The following is a 24421-nucleotide window of genomic DNA, read 5'->3' as shown; positions in this document are numbered from 1 at the left end:
AACACATTAGATTTAATCTCGTGTTGGCTTGTTTTTTTCTTATGTATTATGGGATAGAGCTGCATACAAATGATCAATCTGTTGTATAGAATAAGGAGACTTTATTTGATAGGTTAATCCGTTATATTTATCGTTGCGTTCAAAATCATAAATACTGATATAATTGTTACTATACAAAATAAGACCGTACCGTGCCCGACTATGCCAGTTATCTCCGACTTTAAGATGAATATAATAAGAATAGCTCCCTTGTAGATGGGGTGACTGGACTTTGACTAATTCCGTTGTAGATAAGTTATCCATAATCTGATGAATCTGAGCAGGATCTTTGATTTTTATCTGCTTCTCACTTGATGATTTTGTAAGAGAGAGGGATACAACAGGTTCGCTAGCTGTCATTCGTTCGGTTACTAATTCTGTAAACGTATGATTACGATTAGCTATATATACAATTAAAGGGATAACGATCAGAGCTGTTACAATCGACAAGAACAAATACTTTTCCCATTTCTTCATCTGTTTCTCCTTTCTTACATAATAGCAACATCAGCTTTTTAGTCTACTATAAAATGTATTATTTTGTAAACGAATGCAATCATAATATCGGTGATACAGTACAATGGTTTGAAGAGATACCTACACTTCAATTTGATAAGTAAAGTTATTATAATGAGTTAGATCGTATTTATTTAGCTACATCATCTTAAATTTGGAGGTAGAACATGGGGACACATTTTGCTAATATACATATTCAGACAGATCAATTGGAAGAAGTTTTAAAAGCTTTACAGGAAGTGAATCCTTATCGTGATCAAGAAATAATGGGGCATTCTTCAAAAAATATATATGTTGTCGGAGAATATAAAAAAGGATGGATTTCAGTACTGAATGATTTTTTTGCATGGGGAGAAGTTAGTTCTTTCGCAGAAGAATTATCGAGCAGTCTACCATTTCCTGTACTTGCGATCGGATACTTTGATGACGATGTATTTGAAATGAATATATTTGTTAATGGATCTGAAAGTACTGCTCAGATATGGTGTTCTGATGGAGTAAGAGAAGATTATGGATTAGAAGATAAAGAAGCCGATATTAGTATTCTTGCAGAACTTGTTGGTCGTGAATATATTGATGCCCTAAATCAACTTCTATCCATCACAGACTGCGAACAAGCTGTACATGCTTTGCAACGTATTATTCAGATTCCTCTTTGGTTACGTTCAGATTGGTTAGATACTATAACAGATCAAGAATTAGCTCAAAAATATATACAATATCACTTTACCTCTAACTAACTCATCCTTTATTAGAGATCGGAGAACTGAAATGTCATTAGAATACCTGCACCAATTGCAATACAATCAAGCAACGATACAACCCGTATTGAATGACTTATTAGAAAAGTATAAAGTTGAACCTGTTGGTACAGGATATATAGACTGCATCACAGCATTGCCCGATGTGAGCGACTTTATAGAAGAACTAACTACACATAATATTGTTGTGTATGCTGTGACATGGTGGTGTTATTCTAATTCAGCGGATGCACTCCAGCAAAAGAATTGTTCTCATCATATGGGAGGACCGAGGAGCAAATATCGAAATGGGTGGTTTAGCGAAACCATGTTACCTCTTCATGAAATTCCAACGACAGAGCTGGATAAGCTCTCTTTCAAAAATCAGTCTGAATATAGTAAAAATATCAACACACAAATCAAAGATTACATTATGTATGACTTTAGACAAACTGCAAATTATAAACCATGTCTTGAACCTGCTTTATGGTTATATGTACCAGAAGAATGGCAAAGATAATCTATCAACTAATAGACAAGGAGAATAGTATGGAGACTCAAGCGCGAAAATTATGGGAGCAGATTATTGCGAAAGGATCAGTCGATGATCATCAATTTGAAACTAAACTTCATTTACAGTCTGGGGCTACAGATCAAGACATCGCCGGGTTGGAAGATGCTCTTGGTGTAGTGATTCCTGAACAAATTAAAGCTTTTTATTGTATACATAATGGTCAACAACAACAGATAGAAACGACATGTTTTGTGCGAAATCTTACTTTATCTCCTATACACGAAATCATTGAAAATTGGACTTTCTTGCAAGAAGAATTTGATCCTGAAGATTGGGAAGTAGATGCACAGCCAGGTGTCCAACCGTTAGCATGGAATTCCAAATGGATTCCGATTGCTAGTAATGGTGGAGGCGATTATTTGTGTATAGATACAGATCCGACAGAAGAAGGTACGATAGGGCAAGTGTTATATTTCTGGCATGATTGGGAATATCGTTCTGTCGAAGCTAGTGATTTTTTTAAATTCGTAGAGATCGCCCTGCAAGAGGAAGAAACCAATTAAGCTAACAGTTCGTAATACTTTCGCCCTGTTGCCCTATCTTTATATGTGTCAGTATAAAGATAGAATTTTTTGAGAAAGTAGGGAGACAACACAATGGTTAATCATATGACATCGATCGGATTTAACGTTTCAAATGAGCAAGAATTTGATGAAGCGATTCAACTGGCTTGTACAGAGAACAATCGAATCCAAGTAAAAGATGGTTATTATTTTGCATTGAAAGATATAAGTGGTAGTGAATTATGGGTACAGGTAAATAAGAAAAATGAATGTATAGGAATGAACCCTCATTTTAGCGGCAAATCCAATATGTATACTTTATTAAATGCATCGGTAAATCGTCCAGACAGTATTTTGGATGGAGCTTTACATGCGTGGGCAGAGCCAGAAGGAACGATAGAACAATCGGGTTTATATCCTTTTGTATTTGATCTACCGAATAGTAATCTGTATCCTGATATCGTGTTACCCCAACTTCTACATATCCAACTGGCGGCTTTTACCCATGAGTTGAACGTTTATCAGAATGAAGAAGATTATTTTGCAAAACAAGATGGAGAAGTGAAGTTTGCCGCTCAATCTTTTATTCCGACAGGGCTTTTTGGAGATAGTGAAGTGGCGCAAGCTACAGCTATGTTTACAGGCAATGTATTAGAAACAAAACGGATGCAAAATACAATAACAGGTGAATTTTTCAACTGGTCATTGATCGAAACATTAGGTGGAACAATAGATATGGTGACAGATGAACAGTTACTATTACAACCTATCGAGGTAGGGAATATTGTAAAGGGTTCTTTCTGGTTAAGCGGTACTTTGATCGGTACTCCTGAACTTGCCAAAAAATCATTATTTCAGCGATTATTTAAATAATCGAATACTATGTTTGTGATGTATATAAAAAGCTATGCAGAGTCAGTGATCTGTATAGCTTTTTTTGAAATGTAAGGTTTAGGGTAATGATACATAAGAAGCTACACTGAACAATAGAAAGACAAGGAGGACAAATATATGAAAAAAGTAATGAATAAAGCAGAAGATATGGTGCTGGCGCACCCTGAACTTGAGCTCATTTCAAAATATAAAGTCATTAAAAAGAAACAGCTCAATCCGCAAAAAGTATCTTTGATCAGTGGTGGAGGTAGCGGACATGAACCGGCTCATGCAGGATACATAGGGAAAGGCATGCTAGATGCAGCTGTATGCGGAGATATTTTCGCTTCTCCTTCTCAGATTCAAGTATATCAAGCAATCAAAGCAACTGCCGGTGAAAAAGGTACGTTAATGATTATCAAAAACTATAGCGGCGATATGATGAATTTTAAAAATGCCGCTTATTTATGTGAAGAAGATGGGATCAAAGTCGATTATGTACGGGTGGAAGATGATATTGCTGTCGAAGATAGCCTGTATACAGTAGGACGACGCGGAGTAGCGGGTACTGTTCTGGTGCATAAGATTGCAGGTGCGGCGGCAGAAGAAGGACGCGATCTAGCAGGTGTCAAAGCTGTTGCAGAAAAAGCAGCTGCTAATGTACGCAGTATCGGATTTGCATTAACCTCTTGCACCGTTCCAGCCAAAGGTAGCCCTACATTTGAATTAGGTGACAATGAGATCGAGTACGGCGTGGGGATTCATGGCGAGCCAGGTATCAAGCGCGAAGAGATGGCATCAGCAGATACACTTGCTAAGCGTATGGTTGATGATCTGATGCGAGATATGAAAATAGAAGATGGACATGCAGATGAGATCGCTTTACTGATCAATGGATTTGGAGGAACTCCTTTACAAGAGTTATATCTGTTCAACCATGCGGTCACACGTGAATTGTCTAATCGTCGTATCCAGATCAATCGTGAATTTGTCGGTAATTATATGACCAGTATTGATATGGATGGTATTTCAGTGACGATTATGAAATTAGACGAAGAACTCAAAACATTACTTTCTCAAGAAAGTGATACCCCTGCTTTTAAAGTATCCGGTGCTGTAGCACCTGTTCATTATGAAGCGGCGGCAGTAGAAGACGTTCCAGATGAGCCGGTATCTTATCAAGTACAGACAGATCCAAGTTATGCACAACTGCAAGGCAATACACTTACCTTGAATAATATGATCTATCTTGTAGACAAAATGAGTGAGATCATTATCGAAAATGAAGTTCCTTTCTGTGATCTGGATTCTCATGCAGGTGATGGTGACTTCGGGATGAGTATTGCTAAAGGATTCCGTGAACTCAAACATGAATGGAGTATAATTCTAGCAGAAGATGATCTGACAATCGGTCGTTTTCTAGATCATTCCTCACTGGTCATTATGGAAGCTTGCGGTGGAGCATCAGGTCCAATCTGGGGTTCAGCTTTCCGGGCGGCAGGCAAAAGTGTTGGAGATAAGAAAGAGATCACTGTAGCAGAATTTGCAGACATGATGCAAGCTGCGGTGAAAGGGATTCAGGCGACAGGTGAACGTTCATTTGGACGTGGAGCTGTTGTCGGTGATAAAACGTTAATTGATGCGCTTGTGCCTTGTGCAGATTCATGGACAGCCAGTGCACAAGCAGGAGATGACTTGCATACCGCTCTAACAAAAGGTGCAGAAGCCGCAGTGCAAGGGGCAGAAAGCACAAAAAATATTGTGGCACGTATGGGACGAGCAGGCGCAGTAGGTGAGCGTAGTATTGGCTACCCTGATGCAGGTGCACATGCACTTGGTGTTATTTTTACAGAGCTAGCTCAAAGTCTACATTCGTAAATGTACAGTGAATTGGCTGGTCGTATGGACGAGTGGTGGATTCAGCTGTAATGTCAAAAGATATCATATGAAGCATTTATGATAAAAATAGATTACATCCCATAAATACTCAAGAAATAGTCTGTGATATATACAGATTGTTTCTTGAGTTATTTTTATGATTTGTTGTCCAGTATTGATGATATCTTACTAGATCATGTACTACATAAGGAGTAAAAGATTCGAATAAGAGCGCAATACATCGAAAGTTTTGCGTAGGTACTTCTTTTATAATAAGCATATCACCTGATCTTATGTATCGTTCCTGTGATCCACTAATTCTATAAAGGAAGTGACGTATGCACAAAATTGTACACCCTAAAGTATTTTATTTTGGAACGCCTGTAGTTCTTATTAGTACGATAAATCCAGATGGTTCTCCTAATCTAGCACCGATGTCTTCGGCATGGTGGGTTAATCAATCTTGTATGTTAGGAATGAGCTATCAATCACAGACGGTACAGAATCTAATTAGAGAGAAAAGTTGCGTACTTAATCTTCCTTCTGCTCAGTTAGTCAACCATGTTGATCGATTAGCGTTAACGACTGGAAAAGAAGACGTTCCTGTATATAAAGCTACTATGGGCTATCACTATGAACCTCATAAATTTGAATGTGCAGGGCTAACCGCTATTCCAGCAGATCTTGTCCAAGCGCCATTGGTGCAAGAGTGTCCGATTCAATTAGAAGCTAGTGTAGAGCAAATTTCTCCTTTTAGCGAAACAGGTACAATCGCGGCAATAGAACTACGGATGATACGCGTGCATGTAGAAGAAAGTATTTTACTTCATCCTGATCAAGATTATATTGATCCTGAAAAGTGGCATCCGTTGATTATGAATTACTGTGAATTTTTTGGACTAAGTGCCAAGTTACAACCTTCTCGATTAGCAGAACCTTTTATGGCTCAATACAATCAAAAAGGTTAAAAGCATTATAGGCATACCTGTAGCTTTCACGTATCCATAGCTTTTAAAAGTAGATCCTCGTATAGACTCATATGTATAGCCCCAAAGTCATCTGATAGCTTTTGCAGAAATCAGACTGCTTTGGGGTATTTTACAGAATAATCATTTTACTTGTATGATGATGTTATTTTGTTAAAATCTTCACTTCTTTTGGAGCTAGTGTGATAGTGATCGAACCACCATTAACAGTTACAGAATCAGTACCCATTTGATTACGTAACACTGTACCATTAGAGAAGTTATCCAAGTTCGGAATAGTACGTGTTTGGCTTTCCCATGAGTTGTTGATTAATACAACGGCTTCGTCACCACTATTAGAACGTTGGAATCCGTAGAAATTGGTATCGACCCATTTTTCTTTTTGAGTACCATTTTGTAGCGCAGGGTGACTATTACGAATAGCGTTCAATTTCGCAATATATTTGTACAGCTCATTATTAGTGTTAAATGTCATATCCTCACGATTGGCAGGATCATCTCCGCCACTAAATCCTTGTTCTGTTCCTTGATACACAATTGGAATACCACGAGAAGTCAGCATAAATCCAAGTGCCGCTTTCAATTGTGGCCATTTGTCTGATGCATTGCCGGGCTTACCAGAAGCATCATTTAAGAAACGTTTGACATCATGATTGTCTAAAAAAGTTCCATTGAAATTAGTATTTTTGTAACGATAGTCTTGGCTATAACGATCTTTGATCTGGTTCATTGAACCGTCATGTCCAAACACATTTTGGATCGTATAGTACATAGGGAAATCAAGCACTGCATCGGAATAATTAGAATAATCAGCGACATAAGCAGGATCACCGTTAAATACTTCACCGATAGTAAATGTATTAACTGCCGTATCGAAATCTTTCAAAAACCATTTCGGTACATGTTTTGCTGTATCGACACGTAGACCATCTACACCAGATTGAGCGATAATCCATTTACCCCAGTTTTTCAATTCTGTAGCCACTGCTGTATTTTCTTGTTTGAGATCATCTAGGCTAGCAACATCGCCATTTTCAATACGAGACTGATTATTAGTATTGTAATCGTTTTGTGTAATATCTCCAGCATTATGATACCAATCTGGATTATCAAAAGGAGCTTTGGCTGTTCCATTGGTAGGACGGAAATCTCCAGTATGATTGACAACAACATCTAGCATGACTGCGATGTTTTTGCTATGTGCTGTTTTCACCAATTCCTGAAATTTAGCCATAGTTCCTAAATGACCATCGACGGAATAGAAATCATACGTATGATAACCATGATACGCATTTACACTTTTTTGCATCGTTACAGGAGTGATCCAGATTGCGGTAAATCCAAGATTTTTGATATAGTCGAGGTTGTTAATAATCCCCTGAAAATCTCCACCATGCCATTGCGAAGGATTACTTTTGTTAGAAGCGAAGCCACCATAATTATTGTTAGTCGTGTCTCCATCGCTGAATCGATCTGTCATAATAAAGTAAATACTACGTTTACTCCAATCCACCGGGCCAAAATTATCTGGAGTCGGTGTAGGATTGGTAGGTGTGGTTGTTCCACTTGGTGCACCTGTCGTAATCGTACCTACTGTATTGCTCGAATTAGGTGTAAACGTGGATGTACCCGGATTGAATAAGTAATTTTTGGAATTGTTATTGTCCCAAGTTCCGTTACCGTTGTTGAATACAGCTTCTAATTGTGTAGCTGAACCGATATTAACAGTAATTTTGGTATAACCACTAACTTCAGAATCAGCCATTTTAGTACCTGGAGCGGTAGTCCAATTGCCATCTGCTTGACGATAATGAATATAAGGCGTAGTGAACCCTTTTTTGTAATACACAGTCACTGAATTGTCTGCTGCATGAGTAGTGGTATACGAACCACTGAACAGCAAAGGAAATAAAAGTAATACCCCGAATAAAATCAAAATAATCTTTTTAAAATGCGGTTTACCCGATGCCAATATAACCATTCCTCCTGTACATATATTTTGTGCAAACGTTTACGCAACTTATTATAAGATAGCGCTTACAAAAAAGAAATAGGCATTTATATAAAATAATAGAAGAATATGTATTTTAAAATAGTAGTATAAAATGACCTAGTAAAATGCTGGTGATCCACATTTATTCATCTGATAAAAAGCACAAAACCGATCATGACTTGACTTATAAAATGTATTAAGTATATTATAGATAAATAAAATCTCTAATTGAAAAACAAAAGATTATATAGCTTAAAGATAAGCTTTCACACGTAGTTCTATTCATTTTTTTATAATAATTAGAGATAATATAAATCTTTAAAGTCTCTGATTATAAATAACCTTTTTATTAGAAATGAGGGGTAAGCTAAATGAACATTTTTATAACAGGTGTCACTGGTTATATTGGCAGTGCTGTGGCTATACATGCTCGTCATCTACTAGGTTGGAACCCGCAAGGGATATCGATGCCAGCTTGGATTGCTCAATTTGTCCAATAATGTAGAATTTACACCGACTTATTCAAATAAAATCTCTACGCTTAAAATGCTAGATAGATAAGCGAACATATAACAATATAGAAATTTACCTTAAAACCAATGATAAAGGAGCTTATGAATATGGAACAATTAGTAGATGTAATTATTGTTGGCGGCGGACCTGCGGGATTGAATGCAGCTCTTGTTTTGGGAAGAGCGCGAAAAAAGGTGCTGGTGATTGATGAAGAACTTCCACGTAATCGAGTGACTAAAGAGTCGCATGGATTTTTAACCAGAGATGGAGTTACGCCTGCTACATTTCGCCATATAGCCAGAGAACAGATTAGTGTCTATCCTTCAGTACAGTTTGTAAAAGATACGGTTATCCGCGCAACAGGTCAAGATAGAGATTTCGAGATGACAACGATACAAGGCAATACATACAGAGGCAAAAAGATACTATTTGCTACTGGAATGAAAGATCGTCCTCTTGCTATTGCTGGTCTACAAGAAGTCTATGGTAAAAGCGCATTCGTCTGTCCGTATTGCGATGGTTGGGAATTGCGAGATCAGCCTTTAGCTTTAATCGTAAGCGGAGGGATGGCACTGCATCTTGCCAAAACAATCTCTGGATGGACAGACCAGTTCACGATTTGTACCCATGGAACAGAGGATTGGAGTGAAGAAGAGAAAGAAGAGTTGGAACAACGTCATATCTCGATAGTAACGTCCCCGATTCAGCAAATACAATCAGACACAGGTATGGTCAAGCAGATTGTATTTGAAGATGGTACATCACTTTCGTGTACAGGAATATTTTTTGCACCTGAATTAGAAGCAGGATCGGAGGTGCCTCAGATGTTAGGATGCGAACTAGCAGATACCGGAATGGTCATTGTAGATGAGTTTGGTAAAACCAATATCGCTGGTGTCTACAGTGCAGGAGATTCGGCTTCACGTAAATATCAGGTGGTCGCTGCTGCGTCAATGGGTTCGATGGCGGCAATAAGTATCAACAGTGAGTTATTAGAGAAAGCATGGAAAAGTAAAGTGATGCTTTAAAAAAGGAATCATTAAGGAACAGTAGATGATAGTCAATATAGAGGAAAGTAAAAGAAGGATAAGCTTTTTATATGCTTATCCTTCTTTTTTGCTGTATCGTTACATTTTCAAATGCTTCTCGATCATCTTCATAAATTCTAAAGCTGCTACACCAAGATACTTATCCGTACGATGCATAATACCAATCTGACGGGTAGGCGGGAAATCTGCTATTTTAATCAGACGCAATGTTGGATCATTAAGAGAAGCGGATAATGAATAAGGCTGAATACATGCCGCTACATTCGATTTGACAAAGCCATACAATGAAGAAGCTGTAGAAGTCTCTATAATAATATTTAAGTTCAATCCATGTTCTTTGCAATGACGCTCGATTAATTCCCGTCCTTTGAACCCTTTAGGATAAAGTACCAATGGAATAGAAGGTAAAGCGGCAAGTGAAATCGACTCTTGATCCGCCAGTTCATGATTCTCGGAGACAACCAGAACAAATTCTTCTGTATATAGTGGGGTTGTAACTAATCTAGGATCTGTAAATTCAATTAATGTAATACCAATATCGACTACATTATTGATAACCATCTCTGCTACCTCAATCGCAGAAGAGATTTTAAGATGAATATTAGGAAATTGATGATGAAAATCAATCAAGATCGGTGTAATTCGATAATCCAACTCTGCTGCCATTACCCCTACGACCAGATTCCCGCCTGTATATTCGCGTAATCCATTAATCTCATCGAAAGCATCTTGTAACTTTAATAAAATACTTCGTGCCTGACGTAATAAAATAAATCCTGCTTCAGTAAGAGTAATCTTTTTGCCGATCCGATCAAAAAGGAGTGTACCTACTTCTTCTTCCATTGTTCGAATTTGTATACTGAGTGTAGGTTGAGTAATCCCCAATCGTTCTGCGGCTTTGGTAAAATGTAATTCCTCACAAACAGCTACAAAATATTCAAGTTGTCTAATTTCCATAAGTATTCCTTTCTTAAATCTTATGATTAACGGTAAAATAATAGATTTATTTTTCTTTTTATCATTGTTTTTAACTATGATAAATCATTCTACCATTATTATTGATTATGTACATAATATATCATTTTTATCATAATAGACAACAATGAAAACGTATTTATGGATGTATAATTTTTCTGAAAATTTATATTAAATATGTAATAAATAGATTTATCATAGTTTTTAACAATGATTAAATTATTTATCATAGAAAATGACCTTTACAATATGTCAATATGATACTATTATTAATAAGGTAATCACTATTTAGACACAGAAAAAACACATATATGACAATATTACGAAAGAAGGAATTGAACATGAACGCATTTTATTTGGATAATGACGGCTCTATTAAAACGATTCTTAAAGGAAAAGAAATTTTAGCTAACCCTATTTTGAATAAAGGGGTCGCTTTTACAGCAGAAGAAAGAACAGATTTGGAACTGAACGGAATTTTGCCTCCTATGATCTTAACGATTGAAGAACAAGTTAATCGTGTATATGACCAGATCTGTACTGAACCGAATAACCTTCGCAAAAATACAATGTTAAATGATTTATATAATCGCAATGTTGTTTTATACTATCGCTTACTAAGCGAGCACCTGAGTGAATTTCTTCCAATTGTATATACACCAACAGTAGGACAAGCGATTCAAGAATATAGTCAGCAATACCACAAACCAGGCGGTGTGTATCTTTCAATCGATAATATGGACGGGATTGAAGAAGCTTTCCGTAATACAGGCGTACAACCTGGAGATATCGACCTGATCGTAGCTACCGACTCTGAAAGTATTCTAGGGATTGGTGACTGGGGTGTAGGTGGTATTAATATCGCTATTGGTAAATTAGCAGTATATACTGCTGCTGTAGGTATTGATCCTAGTCGTGTACTTGCAGTTGTACTTGATGCCGGAACGAACAATCAGAAATTATTGAATGATCCATTATATATCGGTAATCGTCATGAAAGAGTTCGCGGTGACAAATACGATGAGTTCGTAGATCGTTATGTACAAACAGCGATGAAATTATTCCCTAACGCATTATTGCACTGGGAAGATCTTGGAAATGTAAATGCACGTAATATCATTGAAAAATACGGCGATCAAATTTTGACATTCAACGATGATATTCAAGGTACAGGCGCAGTAACACTTGCAGCTGTGATGTCCGGTCTACAAGTTAGCGGTACATCACTGAAAGATCAACGCGTACTTGTATTTGGACCGGGCGCGGCTGGAATTGGGAATGCCGATCAGATTCGAGATGCGATGATGAAAGAAGGATTGTCAGAAGAAGAAGCAGAAGATCGCTTCTGGGCATACGATTATCGTGGTCTACTTACTGAAGAAACAGAAAATGTGTTTGCTTTCCAAAAACCATATCTTCGCCAAATGTCTGAAATTGCAGATTGGGCAACAGATGAGAATGGCAAAGTAAGTCTTTTGGAAGTCGTTAAACAAGTAAAACCTACTATTATGATCGGTACTTCTGGCGTAACAGGTGCCTTTACAGAAGAGATCATCAAAGAAATGGCTAAACATGTAGAACGTCCAATGATTATGCCAATGTCTAACCCAACATCACTTGCTGAAGCTGTACCGGCTGACTTGATCAAATGGACAGATGGCAAAGCATTGATCGCTACTGGTAGCCCGTTTGAACCTATCGAATATCAAGGAACCACATTTGAATTTGGTCAATCCAACAATGCTTTTGTATTCCCTGGACTTGGTCTTGGAGCGATTGTTGCCAAAGCTAATGTATTCACCAAAGGAATGTTTACAGCGGCAGCCGATGCTGTTGCTCATGCTGTAGACTCTTCAGATCTAGGAGCTCCACTATTACCTAGAGTAAAAAATTTACAAGCAGTATCATTTAATGTTGCTGTAGCTGTTGCCAAAGCCGCTATTCAAGATGGTGTTGCACAAAATACTCCAACCGATATCGAACAAGCTGTCAAAGACGCAATGTGGCATCCCGTATATAGAACCGTTAAATCTACAGAGATGACGCCATTAAGCTAAATAACGCTTTATTACTAAATCGCATCACTCTCAGATTGTCTATCTATAGCAGATAGGCAGTCTGCCCTTTACAGGGTAGATTTGAAAATATAATGGAGGTCCTACAACATGTCAGTCGGTCATATTTTTATTATTTTAATACCTATTTTCTTTGTTATTATTCTTGGATTTTTGGGCGGTCATTTTAAAGTATTCAATTCCGCATCGTCCAAAGGTTTAAATACATTAGTGACCAAATTTGCACTACCTGCTCACCTTTTTATCGGAATTACTACAACAAGTAAACAAACGTTAATCGATAAATGGCCTTTTTTTATCACAATGTTTTTAGGAATTATCGGGTTTTATGTAATTTTGCTGTTAATCCTAAGACTTGTGTTCAAAAAAGATTTAAATAGATCATCTATTTTCTCCTTAAATGCGACTCAACCTTCTTTCGCTTTTATGGGTATACCTGTACTTGGAAGTTTGTTTGGAGCTGCTGAAGTTGCTATTCCGATTGCGATTACAGGTATTGTTGTTAATGCGTTACTTGATCCAATCGCAACCATTGTCAGTTCTGTAGGTAAAAAAACACAAGCAGGGCAAAAAGATGGACATCCTGAAAACTTGCTCAAACTGACTGTTCATTCGATTTTACATGGTCTTAGAGAGCCGCTCGCCTGTGTTCCTTTATTAGGGGTTGTGCTTACGATGTTTGGATTCCATTCTCCTGAATTGCTGCAAAGTTCACTTGATCAAATTGGTAGTATTACATCTGGTGCGGCATTATTTGCAATTGGTGTAACTATTGGTCTGAATCGTATTCAATTTAGTGCGAATGCTATCAGTATTTCGGTATTAAAAGTAGTCGGATTGCCTATTTTAACGTATGTATTGGCTTTAGCATTTGGATTATCTTCAACAGATATTACGATGGCTGTATTGTTGGTATCTTTCCCTGGATCAGCAGTCGCCGCAATGATTGCGTCTCGCTTTGAAACGCTGGAAGTCGAAACAGCTTCTTCTTTTGTTATTAGTTCCGTTTTATCCTTAATTTCTTTACCTATCTTAATCTCGATTTTATTGTAAAATGTGTTTTTTTAGATCATACATTTTAATTTTAAAATAAATTTTAAATCAAAGTCGTTCGCTGAAAGATTTCCGGTGAATGGCTTTTTGTTTTGCATATTGATAATTGAATGTTGAATTTATAGATTATTCATATGAAAATAGAACAATAACGAAATGATATTGTGAGGGAGCAAATATGAATCAACGACAAGCTCAAAAAATCATTCCTGCTACATGGATTATGATCGAAAAACAAAATAACTCTACATCTGATTACATATTATATGCGATAGATTGGAAACGCAAAGCTAGATGGAGCTGGGAAGGCTGGAATGATTTAGCGGATCTGTTGCAATTTAATATTCCTGTCCGAAGAAAGTTAGGCAGTCCAAACTATTTTTCACAACCCTGTGCTAAAATTGCTAAAAAAGCTATAGTTCTACGTATGAATGAAGAACTATATAATGAGTTTGAGACGTTGTTATATAAGCCTTTTTCCAAAAAGACATGGAATTCTTTCCTAAAGGAGTATCGCCAATGAATTCATCGCTAAGTATTCGAAATTACGCAGACAGTGATCAAGAGCAAGTAGTACAACTTATTCTCCATATTCAGCAACAAGAATACAATATACCGATTACTAAGGAAGATCAGCCAGACCTATTATCCATTCAATCTTTTTATCAAAAAGGGAACGGTAACTTCTGGGTGGCTTGTGATGATGATCAAGTAGTGGGTACGATTGCTTTGTTAGATATAGGGAATCAACAGGTCGCTCTTCGCAAGATGTTTGTCCATTCTGACTATCGAGGAAAAGTGTGGAATACAGCTACATTATTGCTACAACAAGCCGTCTCGTGGGCAACCCAACAGCAATTGACGCATATATATTTAGGCACAACTCTACAATTTATAGCCGCTCATCGATTTTATGAAAAAAATGGCTTTCAAGAAATAGAAGTAACCCAACTACCTGCTTCTTTTCCAGTAATGCAAGTGGACAAAAAGTTTTATCAGTTATCCGTTACAGCGAATTCGTAAGATGATCACACTCAACAGAGAGGAGCAATACATAAATGACACTGCAACTGAAATCAGGAGATACAGTAGCACTTATTGCTTGTTCAGACCCTATTTCACAGGATCGGCGAGTACAGATTAATGAACTGATCGGGCATTTACAACAATGGGGGCTTCAAGTGGTAGAAGCTAGAACATTAATTGATGCTCATACGGCACAAGAAAAAGCAAACGAATTGAATCGGTTATTTGCTGATCCACAAATCAAAGCGATTTTTGATATTTCAGGTGGCGATCTGGCGAATGGAATACTTCCGTATCTAAACTATGCACAGATCCGCACAGCTCAAACCGCGTTTTTTGGCATGAGTGATCTAACAGTAGTCTTAAATGCAATCGTACAACAATCACAGATTCAGACGTACCATTATCAGATCATGAATATAATCAAAGAACATGGAGCAGAGCAACGGCAACAATTTTATCGTACCTTTTTTGAAGGTGGTTCAGATTTATATCAATTTGATTTTGACTTTATACAAGGTGAACATCTGAATGGTGATGTGATTGGAGGCAATATTCGTTGCTTTTTGAAATTGGTCGGTACTCCTTATTTTCCAGATGTATCGGGTAAAGTTATTTTGTTAGAATCATGGAGTGGACGTGCAGCACGCATAATCTCTATGCTGGATCAGCTACATCAAATCGGTGTGTTTGCTAGCTGTTCGGGGATACTGTTAGGTACATTTACCGAAATAGAACAACACCATGAATGGCATCAGATTCAGCAATATCTGTTACAACTGACTGCACAGCATCCTATTCCTATCGTAAAATCCAAAGGAATCGGTCATAATAGTGATAGCAAGTGTATTATTATTAGTTAAAATGTAACAATCGTCCTGAATGTGGCAAGAACAAGGAAAAATGAAATTTCTTTGTTCTTTTTCGTCTTTTTCGTTATAGGTCTTAGTGCATAATTTGTCTAATATTCGCATTTATACATAACATTTTCTTTGTTTTAAGCCGATTATTGTAAATAAGAGTCTATTTTTGAGTGGAACATGCTAACAATGTACTTAAAATGGTTAAGTTATAAAAAAATACTTAAAATATTGCGTATCTTCTTACTAAGACTCTTGTTCATAATGATGTTAACAACGATATACTTTGTTTAGCTATTTTAGTAAACGTATTCAGTAACCTAAAGGAGACAACAATGATCTATTTCGTGAGAAAAAACCAAGTAGAGAAATTACCAGAAGGTGATGCCGAACTGAATTATTGCTTAAAACAGTTGTTAGAACAAAATGAAGCAATTCTAATTGATCGGATGCCTGAAGATTTACAAATGCAAAGTATGCAATTGCTGTTGAGTAATCCCGCTTTTGTGATGGTTAATGTTCAAGATCAAGTACAGGAGCGGTTTATTCGTTCTCCGCTCAAAGGATTTTCTAGCGACGTATACGAAGAATCGTTATTGCTCATTACTTCGTATGTTAAAGATTTGCAATTAGAAATAGAAAAAGGTGCGAATGCGCTAGCCAGTTATCAGCAAGGTGAACAACAAGGGATGGTACGAGACGGATTACGCAAAGCATTGATTGATCTGGGAGAACGCAGAGAAATCATGTCGATTATGCTTCAAGAAATTCGTTATCGTCTTAGTGAACAAGCCAAGCAAGAACATGCTAGAGCTACAGAACGCTTTTCTGGAGATGAATGGAATAGTTAAATAGAATCGTTTATACGTTCAAGCTTATGCTATATATCTGCATAAGCTTTTTTTGTAGTGCATCATTTAAGCGATTTGGTGTTATAGATAATAGAGTCGTAGAATGTAGACCTAGATTAAAAGGAGGACATCTCATTGATATCACAACACAAAACCGTTCTAATTGCAGGCAGTACAGGTGATCTAGGAGGACGAATTGCTAGAGCACTTGTCGATGAAGGAGCAACTGTACGAGCTTTGATCCGTCGGGGCACACCTTTAGACAAAATAGTCCCGTTAGAACAGCTAGGAATACACATTGTAGAAGTCGATTATCATAACGCTACTGAAATGAAAGAAGCATGTCTCGATGTATCTTGTGTAGTGTCAGCTCTTAGTGGATTGGATGAAGTAATTATAGAAACGCAGACTTTATTATTAGAAGCGGCTGTAGCAGCAGGTGTTCCTCGCTTTATTCCTTCTGATTATTCTATGGATTATACCAAATTGCCTGTAGGATCGAATCGCAATTTAGAGTTACGTCGTGACTTTATGAAAATACTGGATCAGGCTCCGATCACAGCAACATCGGTTTTAAATGGAGCATTTGCAGATATGCTAACCGGTATGGCGCCGATTGTTTTGTTTTCTCACAAACGAATCCTGTATTGGGACGATGCCGATCAACCGATGGATTTTACCACCAAAGACAATGTCGCTACCTTTACAGCCAAAATTGCTCTGGATGATCATACTCCACGCTTTGTCTATATTGCAGGAGATCAGATCAGTGCACGTCAATTAGCTGTGTTGATGAGCTCGCTAACCGGTCAGCGCTTCCGTTTGTTCAAAGCAGGAAGCCGTAACTTTTTAGAGACATTGATTAAGATTGCACGTACCTGCTCGAAGTCAACCGACGATCTATATCCTGCCTGGCAAGGTATGCAGTATGTTCATGGTATGTTCAGTGGATTAGGAAAGCTAGAACAGATTAATAATAATCGCTATTCTGGCATACAGTGGACATCTGCTAAGCAAATCCTTACAAATCATATTCGTTTTTCGAAAGAATCAGCAAGTTAAGCTTTAACCGTTTTATTGCTATATTTTGAAACGTACATGCCCGAAAGTACAATATCCTTTTACAAGCAACTGATATACTATAAGAAGCTTGTGAAAGGAGGGCATTATGCAAAAGCAGCATTTGATTGAGATTGCTAGAGAATTGCGTAAACCTGTCATGATATGGATTATTATTGCACATATAGGGATCACATTATTAGAAGTATTGAATCATAATCGTGTTCTTCATATCATTATTAGTAATATAAGTATTTTTTGTTTTATATTTTTAAATTGGCATTTCTCGCGGTTTATTGAGAAAAGGACATGGGTCTATTTTATATTACAAAGTGGTATTTTAATCATAGCTGCTTATTTTATGACTTCCGGTTATTATTTGGTGATGATCGGACTTTATCCGATTATGATTGGACAGATGTTGTATTCCCCTTACTCCAAAGTAAAGATCATATCATTTGTTATTATTAGTTATATTATATGTATTTCTTATATGTGGTATATTGATTCCGTCTATATTAGTATCCTGTTTATCTGTTTATTTACATTGATGAATATCATGGTGGCTGGAATTATTCGATTAACTTTACGCCAATTTTCAGCGCGCTTGCGGACACAGCATTTTTTGAACGAATTAGAAATTGCTCATTATCAAGTAGAAGAATTAACCGTAGCGAATGAGCGTCAGCGGATGGCAAGAGATTTGCATGATACACTGGCACAGGGCTTAGCGGGTCTGGTCATGCAATTAGAAGCAGTCGATGCTCATTTGTCAGTAAATAATATCAAAAGGGCGCATGAAATCGTTCATTTATCTATGAATGGTGCCCGTCATACATTAGCAGAAGCCCGTAATGCTATTGATGATTTGCGTGTCCATACGGGGCTACAGATTGATTTTACTGAATCTGTTGAAACAGAAATACAACATTTTATTGAATCTACAGGTATACCGATAGAGTATAAGATTGTAGCACCTATAGAGGTATCACAGCTTATTCATGAACATAGTATTCAGATTATACGCGAATGTTTAACCAATATTATTAAGCATGCTCAGGCGACACAAGTGGAGTTAACGATTGGCAGTAATCCATATGATCTGATTATTGATATCTGTGATAATGGTAAAGGATTTGATACTCGCCAGATTGGTAAGCTAAGCGGGCATTATGGGCTGATCGGTATGCAAGAACGGACACGTATTATACATGGAACACTAACGATTACTAACCGTATTCCTCAAGGAACTTCAATTCATCTGAAGATTCCCTGGAGAGCAGGAGAATATAATGAAACATAACGTATTGATAGTCGATGATCACTTTGTAGTAAGAGAAGGGCTTAAGCTTATTTTGGAGACAAGCGAAGAGTATCAGGTGATAGGCGAAGCGGAAAATGGTCAAGTGGCTCTACAGCGGATAGAAGAACTCAAGCCTGATATTATTTTGATGGATCTTAATATGCCTGTTATGAATGGGATCGAAGCGATAGAAAAATTACAAGAACAACACAGCTCTATCCCTATCGTTATCCTGACTACCTACAATGAAGACGATCTTATGATCAAAGGACTTACCATAGGAGCAAAAGGTTATTTGCTCAAAGATACCAAACGTGAGCATTTATTTCGTACACTCGATTCCGCTATTCGAGGCGAGACATTATTACAACCCGAGATTATGGAGATCGTTTTTCAAGCCAAGCGTCAGGCGACGCCGAAGAAACAGAGTACTTCTAATTCGTTTCCTTCTTTATCAGAAAAAGAAAAAATTGTGCTACAAGCAGCAGCGTACGGGCATCGGAGTAAAGAAATTGCTTTTGATATGGGGATAGCCGAACGAACCGTCAAAGCACATCTGACTAATATTTATAATAAACTAGGTGTAGATTCAAGAGCACAAGCTGTTGCGATAGCAGTAGAACAAGGATTAGTGCATATCTAGCCAAACAACATAAAGAACACATCACATAATTATAGTGGTGTGTTCTTTTTTTTGCGTACATGCCCGAAAGGGCAATAGCTGGATGTACAGATGGACGATTCGCTAGAGCGCAAGCTTTGGTAGGATCAAAGCAGAGAAAAGAACACTATATTGGATAGAGATAAGAAAGGAATATGATCTATGAACCCAAAACGTTCTTCCATTGTGATAGCGCTCTTGCTGATGGTTAGCCTAACAGCTTGCTCGACAGAACCATCGACTGCTGCTGTGCAGACAACAAGCAACAATGTCACATTTACAACAATTAAGCAACAAGCGTTAGATGTAAATTACGATCTATCCGGCACATTAACAGCGTATAACGAAACGCCTGTTACTTTCCGAACGGCTGGAACAGTCACTGCTGTAAAAGGAGAAATTGGACAGCAAGTCAATAAAGGCACGGTATTAGCTACTCTGGATACCGCTGATCTACAACTGTCGTTAGCAGATGCGAATCAGTCAGTCGCTGCTGCTCAAGCAGATCTGTCCAGTGCAAATGCTTCTTTAAAAGATGCTCAAGCAGCCAAACAAAATTCATTAGCTACTGTCTCTTCGGCTAACGCGCAACTAGAAAGTGCTCAAGCGAAAATTGAAAGTGCTCGTGTGAGTCAACAAAGTGTGCTGTCTGGAGCACGCTCACAAGAAAAAGCACAAGCGCAAAATGCAGTAAACAAAGCACAAACTGCATACAATCAGGCAAAAGCAGAAGCAACTCGTTCGCAGACACTAGCTAGTAATGGATTGCTAACGCAACAAGAAAATGAGCAAGCACAAACCGCACTAGCAGATGCGACCGATAGTCTCAAAGATGCTCAAGCCAAGCTTTCTTTAATCATAGAAGGTGCAAGTGCTTCAGAGCGTGCCAGTGCAGCATCGACAGTGAAAGAAGCGCAGACAGGCATTGCGAATGCACAGGCAACGATAGAACAAGCCAAAGCCGGTGTAGCTCAAGCTGAAGCAGGTATTGCACAATCTCAAGCAAACATACAAAAGTCGCAAGCAAGTTACGATCAAGCCGTTATCGCCAAAAATAAAATCGTATTGAGCCTATCGTATACAACACTCAAAGCCCAAGCATCTGGAGTGATTTTAGAAAAAAATGTATCGGTAGGTCAAACGGTCAGTGCAGGTTCAAGCGGTGGCGGAGCAATGGGTGGTTCATCTGATCCCTTTGTAATTGGAGAAACAACACGCTTAAAAGTTCTACTTCCAATCGCTGATAGTGAAATCAATCAGTGGAAAGTAGGGCAACAAGTGAGCGTCAGCCTGTATGATGATGTGCGTACAGGTAAAGTAACCAAATTGTATCCACAAACCAATGAAAGTACAGGTTCTATCAATGCGGAAGTGACTGTCAGCAATCCGAAGCAAGATTGGAAGCCCGGTCAAGTGATCAAAGCTTCCCGCCAGGCAACTACTCAAAAAGGAATCTTATTACCTGTAGAAGCAGTCATTAGTACAGGAGATAAACCTTATGTATTTAGAAATAATAAAGGCAAAGCGGTTCAGACGTTTGTCACTATAGGTGAATCGTATAACAATCAATATTTGATTAAAAGCGGGCTTCAAGTCGGAGATCAAGTCGTTGTACAAGGGGCAGACCGTTTGTTCAATGGAGATGCTCTTGCTACCCCAGCCAATAGTTCTACGGCTAAGACAAATCAAAGTACTACAAAGAATCAACAAGAGGTAACTGCACATGATTGAATTTTTTATCAAAAAACGTAAAGTTACGCTATTATTTTTTGTATTGTTGATTGCGTATGGTGTCTATTCCGGTCTAGGATTACCACGACAATTACAACCTGATGTTGTCGTCAAAACTGCGGTAATCACTACAACATATGCCGGTGCTTCACCAGAACTGATGGAACAGACAGTTACCGAAGTGTTAGAGCAAAAGATCAAAGAAGTGACTGATCTCAAAACAATATCATCTACGTCAGGCAACGGCATCTCTACGATTGTTGTGCAAGCGGAAGATAAAGCAGATGCAGAAAGTGTATGGAATGAAATTAGACGTAAAGTAGAAGATGCTCAGTCGAGCTTACCTGCTGATGCAGATGTGCCGATCGTCAACGATAATCTGGCACAAAGCTTTGTACAGTCTTTTGCTATCTATGGCAAAACCAAAGAAGATATCTATGCTCTAAATGATCTGATGAACACATGGAGCAAGCAAATTCGTGCTATTCCAGGAATTACTGAAGTATCTATCAAAGGTCTACCTCAGCAGGAGATCAGTATTGAAGCAGATACTACTAAGTTAAAGCAATACAATATTACCTGGGAGACGGTAATGCAAGCGATTCAATCTGAAAATGACCGCATACCTGTCGGAAATCTTACGTATGAGAATCGTACGTATCAGCTCAAAGTCGATAAATCAGACGACTTTCAGACGATAAATGATATTCTGATCGCTCAGACAGAAGCTGGTATTCCTGTCTATCTCAAAGATGTAGCAGATGTGAAAATGGTTCCTACTACCGCATCTTATCTGAGTTACTACAATGGAGTACCATCTATCACGATGGATATTAGTAGTCAAGCCGGTTCAGATGTTATCAATATGAATAAAGCGTTATCTACTAAAATAGCTTCTTTAGAAAAAACATTACCTTCTAATCTAAAAATAGATTCTTTATTTGCGCAAAATGATGAAGTACAACGAATCTTTAACGATTTGATACGAGAAATGGCTATCGCTATTATTGCTGTTATTCTGATCTGTACGTTAGGCATGAATTTACTGACAGCAGGTTTTGTAGCTCTTTCGATTCCAATCTCTATTGCGCTAGCCTTAATTGTATTACCGCAAGCAGGCATCACATTGAACCAGATCACTATTGTGGGTCTTATTATTGTATTAGGGATTCTGGTGGATGATGCTGTAGTAGTTAATGATAATATCGAGCGAAGGCTATCCACACTTGGAGAAAATCCCAAAGAAGCTTCTGTACGGGGGACCAAAGAAGTAGCCATTTCGATTATTACAGCAACACTTGCTACGATTGCTGCTTTTGTGCCGTTAATGTTGTTACCCGGGGATATGGGTTCGTTTATCCGACCGATTCCAGTGATTATTTCATTATGTATGCTAGCTTCGATGATTATGTCATTAACGATTATTCCTATTTTCCGAGAATGGTATGAAAATAGACAAATTGAAAAAGGCAAACGTCATATTGATAAGCCAGCAGGTCTATTAGGAAAACAAATTCAGAAATTAACAAATGGATATGCTTTCCGTTTAATGCCAGGTATACTCAAACGTCCATTGATCGTTGCTTTAACAGGGTTAGTGATCAGTACAGCAGTGTATAGCCTTGTTTTGGCAACACCTGTAGAGCTGTTCGGAACATCAGAAGAACCGCAAATTTCTGTTGATGTTAACTTGCCTTCAGGAACATCACTGGCAGAAACTAATCGAGTTACAGAAAATATTGCTAGTTGGGTGAAAAAGCAACCTGATATTGATAAGTTAGCTTATGCTGTAGGCGGAGCAGCTCCCAAGCTATTTAATAGTACTTCTGAATCTGGAAGTGGAGCAAATTCCGGTCAGATTTTGGTTACAGGAAAACATGGTATGAATGTCGATTCTATAGTAGAGCTATGGTCACAATCATTAAAAACAGAATATCCTGGTACTCAAATCTCTGTAAAAGGTGCTGCGCTTGGGATTCCAGTCGGAAAGCCTATCTCGATCCGTGTAACAGGTGATCAATTACCAGAACTACGTCATCTGAGCGATCAGATCAAGCAGATTATTTCAGAGTCTCCGGGTACGTATGGGATTACAGATAGTACCGGAAATGATAGTTATACATTAGATTTTGCTGTCAACAAACAAGCGATGGATCGCTATCAAGTCACATACAAAAATTTAACTCAAACATTGCTGATGATGGGTAGCGGATTTAGTGTAGGTGATTTTGATAATGGTAGTGATTTAATCGATGTCAAGTTATATATCAAAGATTCACGTAACAGCAGTCCAAATACATTATTGCAACAGGTGAATATCACCAATGCGGCTGGTATACAGATTCCATTATCTCAAATTGTCGATATCAAGCCTGTATTTTCAATTCAACAGATCAACCATTATGATCTCAAGCGTGTGAATACAATAGAAGCAGAACTCAGTGGACCTACAGCAACAGAAGCGATGCAAGATATTAGACCTAAGCTTGAGCAAATTCAGCTTCCAGAAGGATATGCATGGGAAGTTGGCGGAGAAACATCCAGCCAGACAGATACGTTTACAGATTTGGGTGCATTATTTTTAGTCGCTGTATTTATTATCTTTATCCTGATTACGATGCAATTCTATTCGTTATTGATTCCGTTTATTATTATGACAACTGTATATTTAGCGGCCGCAGGTGGAGTGTTAGGACTATTTGTCACTCAGACGCCGATTGGATTTATGGCGGTGATGGGGATTATTGCACTGGCAGGGATTGTGGTGCGTAACGGTATCGTATTGATCGAATTTATAGAAGATGCCAGACATGAAGGCATGGAATTAACGGAAGCGATTATTCTGGCAGCATCCGCACGTTTTCGCCCGATTATTTTGACATCATTAACAGCTATAGTAGGGATGATTCCAATTGCTACAGTGGGTGAACTGTTATTCCGTCCATTAGGTGTAGTTATTATTTTCGGCCTGGTATTCTCAACGGTCTTAACATTATTTGTTGTACCTTCACTGTATATGGTTATGGCACGATATACCGATAAACGGATGACTTCCAAGTTAGCACGTAAAAACAAACGGTTAGCCAAACATCAACAACCAATGTAATGAAGTAGTTCGTTATTATAATCGCTTCTCCAAGCAAAGTTATTATACGTAGATAGT

General features: G+C 38.0%; 21 protein-coding genes and 1 pseudogene. 19 read left to right on the top strand and 3 right to left on the bottom strand.

Features of this window, described 5'->3' with window-relative positions; all coding sequences use genetic code 11:
- Nucleotides 1-39: 39 nt before the first annotated feature.
- Nucleotides 40-516: a DUF5301 domain-containing protein gene (locus PQ456_RS12230; protein ID WP_273612533.1), complete on the bottom strand. Its 477-nt coding sequence runs from the start codon at nt 514-516 to the stop codon at nt 40-42.
- Nucleotides 517-722: 206 nt separating this feature from the next.
- On the opposite strand from PQ456_RS12230, the gene PQ456_RS12225 reads away from it, so the two are divergent.
- The 6 genes from PQ456_RS12225 to PQ456_RS12200 all read left to right on the top strand — a co-directional run bounded on the left by PQ456_RS12225 (nt 723) and on the right by PQ456_RS12200 (nt 6091).
- A complete protein-coding gene (locus PQ456_RS12225) occupies nt 723-1295 on the top strand; it encodes a hypothetical protein (RefSeq protein WP_273612532.1) in 573 nt (190 codons plus the stop codon).
- A gap of 31 nt (nt 1296-1326) precedes the next feature.
- A complete protein-coding gene (locus tag PQ456_RS12220; RefSeq protein WP_273612531.1) occupies nt 1327-1815 on the top strand; it encodes a hypothetical protein in 489 nt (162 codons plus the stop codon).
- Between the two features lie 29 nt (nt 1816-1844).
- The gene (locus PQ456_RS12215) at nt 1845-2372 is read left to right on the top strand and encodes an SMI1/KNR4 family protein (protein ID WP_273612530.1); all 528 of its coding nucleotides are present in this window, start codon (nt 1845-1847) and stop codon (nt 2370-2372) included.
- A gap of 93 nt (nt 2373-2465) precedes the next feature.
- A complete protein-coding gene (locus PQ456_RS12210; RefSeq protein WP_273612529.1) occupies nt 2466-3245 on the top strand; it encodes a hypothetical protein in 780 nt (259 codons plus the stop codon).
- Between the two features lie 138 nt (nt 3246-3383).
- Nucleotides 3384-5123, top strand: a complete 1740-nt coding sequence (dhaK, locus tag PQ456_RS12205; RefSeq protein WP_273612528.1) for a dihydroxyacetone kinase subunit DhaK — start codon at nt 3384-3386, stop codon at nt 5121-5123.
- A 338-nt stretch (nt 5124-5461) separates the two neighbouring features.
- Nucleotides 5462-6091 carry a flavin reductase family protein gene (locus tag PQ456_RS12200; RefSeq protein WP_273612527.1) on the top strand — a complete coding sequence of 210 codons (630 nt, stop codon included), beginning with the start codon at nt 5462-5464 and terminating at the stop codon, nt 6089-6091.
- A gap of 163 nt (nt 6092-6254) precedes the next feature.
- Here the strand turns inward: PQ456_RS12200 and PQ456_RS12195 are convergent.
- Nucleotides 6255-7970 (bottom strand): annotated as a pseudogene (locus PQ456_RS12195) (alpha-amylase family glycosyl hydrolase); the annotation flags it as partial.
- Between the two features lie 503 nt (nt 7971-8473).
- Between PQ456_RS12195 and PQ456_RS12190 the strand changes: the two are divergent.
- Nucleotides 8474-8602, top strand: a complete 129-nt coding sequence (locus PQ456_RS12190) for a hypothetical protein (protein WP_273612526.1) — start codon at nt 8474-8476, stop codon at nt 8600-8602.
- 120 nt (nt 8603-8722) lie between these two features.
- The gene (locus tag PQ456_RS12185) at nt 8723-9643 is read left to right on the top strand and encodes an NAD(P)/FAD-dependent oxidoreductase (RefSeq protein ID WP_273612525.1); all 921 of its coding nucleotides are present in this window, start codon (nt 8723-8725) and stop codon (nt 9641-9643) included.
- A gap of 99 nt (nt 9644-9742) precedes the next feature.
- On the opposite strand, the gene PQ456_RS12180 is transcribed toward PQ456_RS12185, so the two are convergent.
- The gene (locus PQ456_RS12180) at nt 9743-10621 is read right to left on the bottom strand and encodes a LysR family transcriptional regulator (protein ID WP_273612524.1); all 879 of its coding nucleotides are present in this window, start codon (nt 10619-10621) and stop codon (nt 9743-9745) included.
- 359 nt (nt 10622-10980) lie between these two features.
- Here PQ456_RS12180 and PQ456_RS12175 point away from each other — a divergent pair, with 359 nt between their 5' ends.
- The 11 genes from PQ456_RS12175 to PQ456_RS12125 all read left to right on the top strand — a co-directional run bounded on the left by PQ456_RS12175 (nt 10981) and on the right by PQ456_RS12125 (nt 24364).
- Nucleotides 10981-12696, top strand: a complete 1716-nt coding sequence (locus tag PQ456_RS12175; RefSeq protein ID WP_273612523.1) for an NAD-dependent malic enzyme — start codon at nt 10981-10983, stop codon at nt 12694-12696.
- A 108-nt stretch (nt 12697-12804) separates the two neighbouring features.
- Complete coding sequence (locus PQ456_RS12170; RefSeq protein ID WP_273612522.1) at nt 12805-13767, top strand: AEC family transporter; 963 nt, start codon at nt 12805-12807, stop codon at nt 13765-13767.
- 178 nt (nt 13768-13945) lie between these two features.
- Nucleotides 13946-14290 (top strand): hypothetical protein, encoded by a 345-nt coding sequence (locus PQ456_RS12165; RefSeq protein WP_273612521.1) that lies wholly within the window; start codon nt 13946-13948, stop codon nt 14288-14290.
- Entirely contained in the window at nt 14287-14790 is a 504-nt protein-coding gene (locus PQ456_RS12160) for a GNAT family N-acetyltransferase (protein ID WP_273612520.1), read from the top strand. Before PQ456_RS12165 ends, PQ456_RS12160 begins: the two co-directional genes overlap by 4 nt.
- Before the next feature lie 35 nt (nt 14791-14825).
- Nucleotides 14826-15656, top strand: coding sequence for a S66 peptidase family protein (locus PQ456_RS12155; protein ID WP_273612519.1), 831 nt, complete (start codon nt 14826-14828; stop codon nt 15654-15656).
- A 332-nt stretch (nt 15657-15988) separates the two neighbouring features.
- Nucleotides 15989-16504 carry a hypothetical protein gene (locus PQ456_RS12150; protein ID WP_273612518.1) on the top strand — a complete coding sequence of 172 codons (516 nt, stop codon included), beginning with the start codon at nt 15989-15991 and terminating at the stop codon, nt 16502-16504.
- Between the two features lie 135 nt (nt 16505-16639).
- Nucleotides 16640-17566: an aromatic alcohol reductase gene (locus PQ456_RS12145; protein ID WP_273612517.1), complete on the top strand. Its 927-nt coding sequence runs from the start codon at nt 16640-16642 to the stop codon at nt 17564-17566.
- A 106-nt stretch (nt 17567-17672) separates the two neighbouring features.
- Nucleotides 17673-18866, top strand: coding sequence for a sensor histidine kinase (locus tag PQ456_RS12140; RefSeq protein WP_273612516.1), 1194 nt, complete (start codon nt 17673-17675; stop codon nt 18864-18866).
- Nucleotides 18856-19509: a response regulator gene (locus PQ456_RS12135; RefSeq protein ID WP_273612515.1), complete on the top strand. Its 654-nt coding sequence runs from the start codon at nt 18856-18858 to the stop codon at nt 19507-19509. Before PQ456_RS12140 ends, PQ456_RS12135 begins: the two co-directional genes overlap by 11 nt.
- A 180-nt stretch (nt 19510-19689) precedes the next feature.
- Nucleotides 19690-21258 carry an efflux RND transporter periplasmic adaptor subunit gene (locus PQ456_RS12130; protein WP_273612514.1) on the top strand — a complete coding sequence of 523 codons (1569 nt, stop codon included), beginning with the start codon at nt 19690-19692 and terminating at the stop codon, nt 21256-21258.
- On the top strand, nt 21251-24364 hold the full coding sequence (locus tag PQ456_RS12125; protein ID WP_273612513.1) for an efflux RND transporter permease subunit: 3114 nt from the start codon (nt 21251-21253) through the stop codon (nt 24362-24364). The genes PQ456_RS12130 and PQ456_RS12125 overlap by 8 nt, the downstream gene beginning before the upstream one ends.
- Nucleotides 24365-24421: the final 57 nt, after the last annotated feature.

Origin of the sequence: Paenibacillus kyungheensis (assembly GCF_028606985.1) — a bacterium.
Taxonomy (GTDB): domain Bacteria; phylum Bacillota; class Bacilli; order Paenibacillales; family Paenibacillaceae; genus Saccharibacillus; species Saccharibacillus kyungheensis.
The sequence above is the reverse complement of the archived record's forward strand: the minus strand, read 5'-3'. Positions and strand labels throughout refer to the sequence as shown.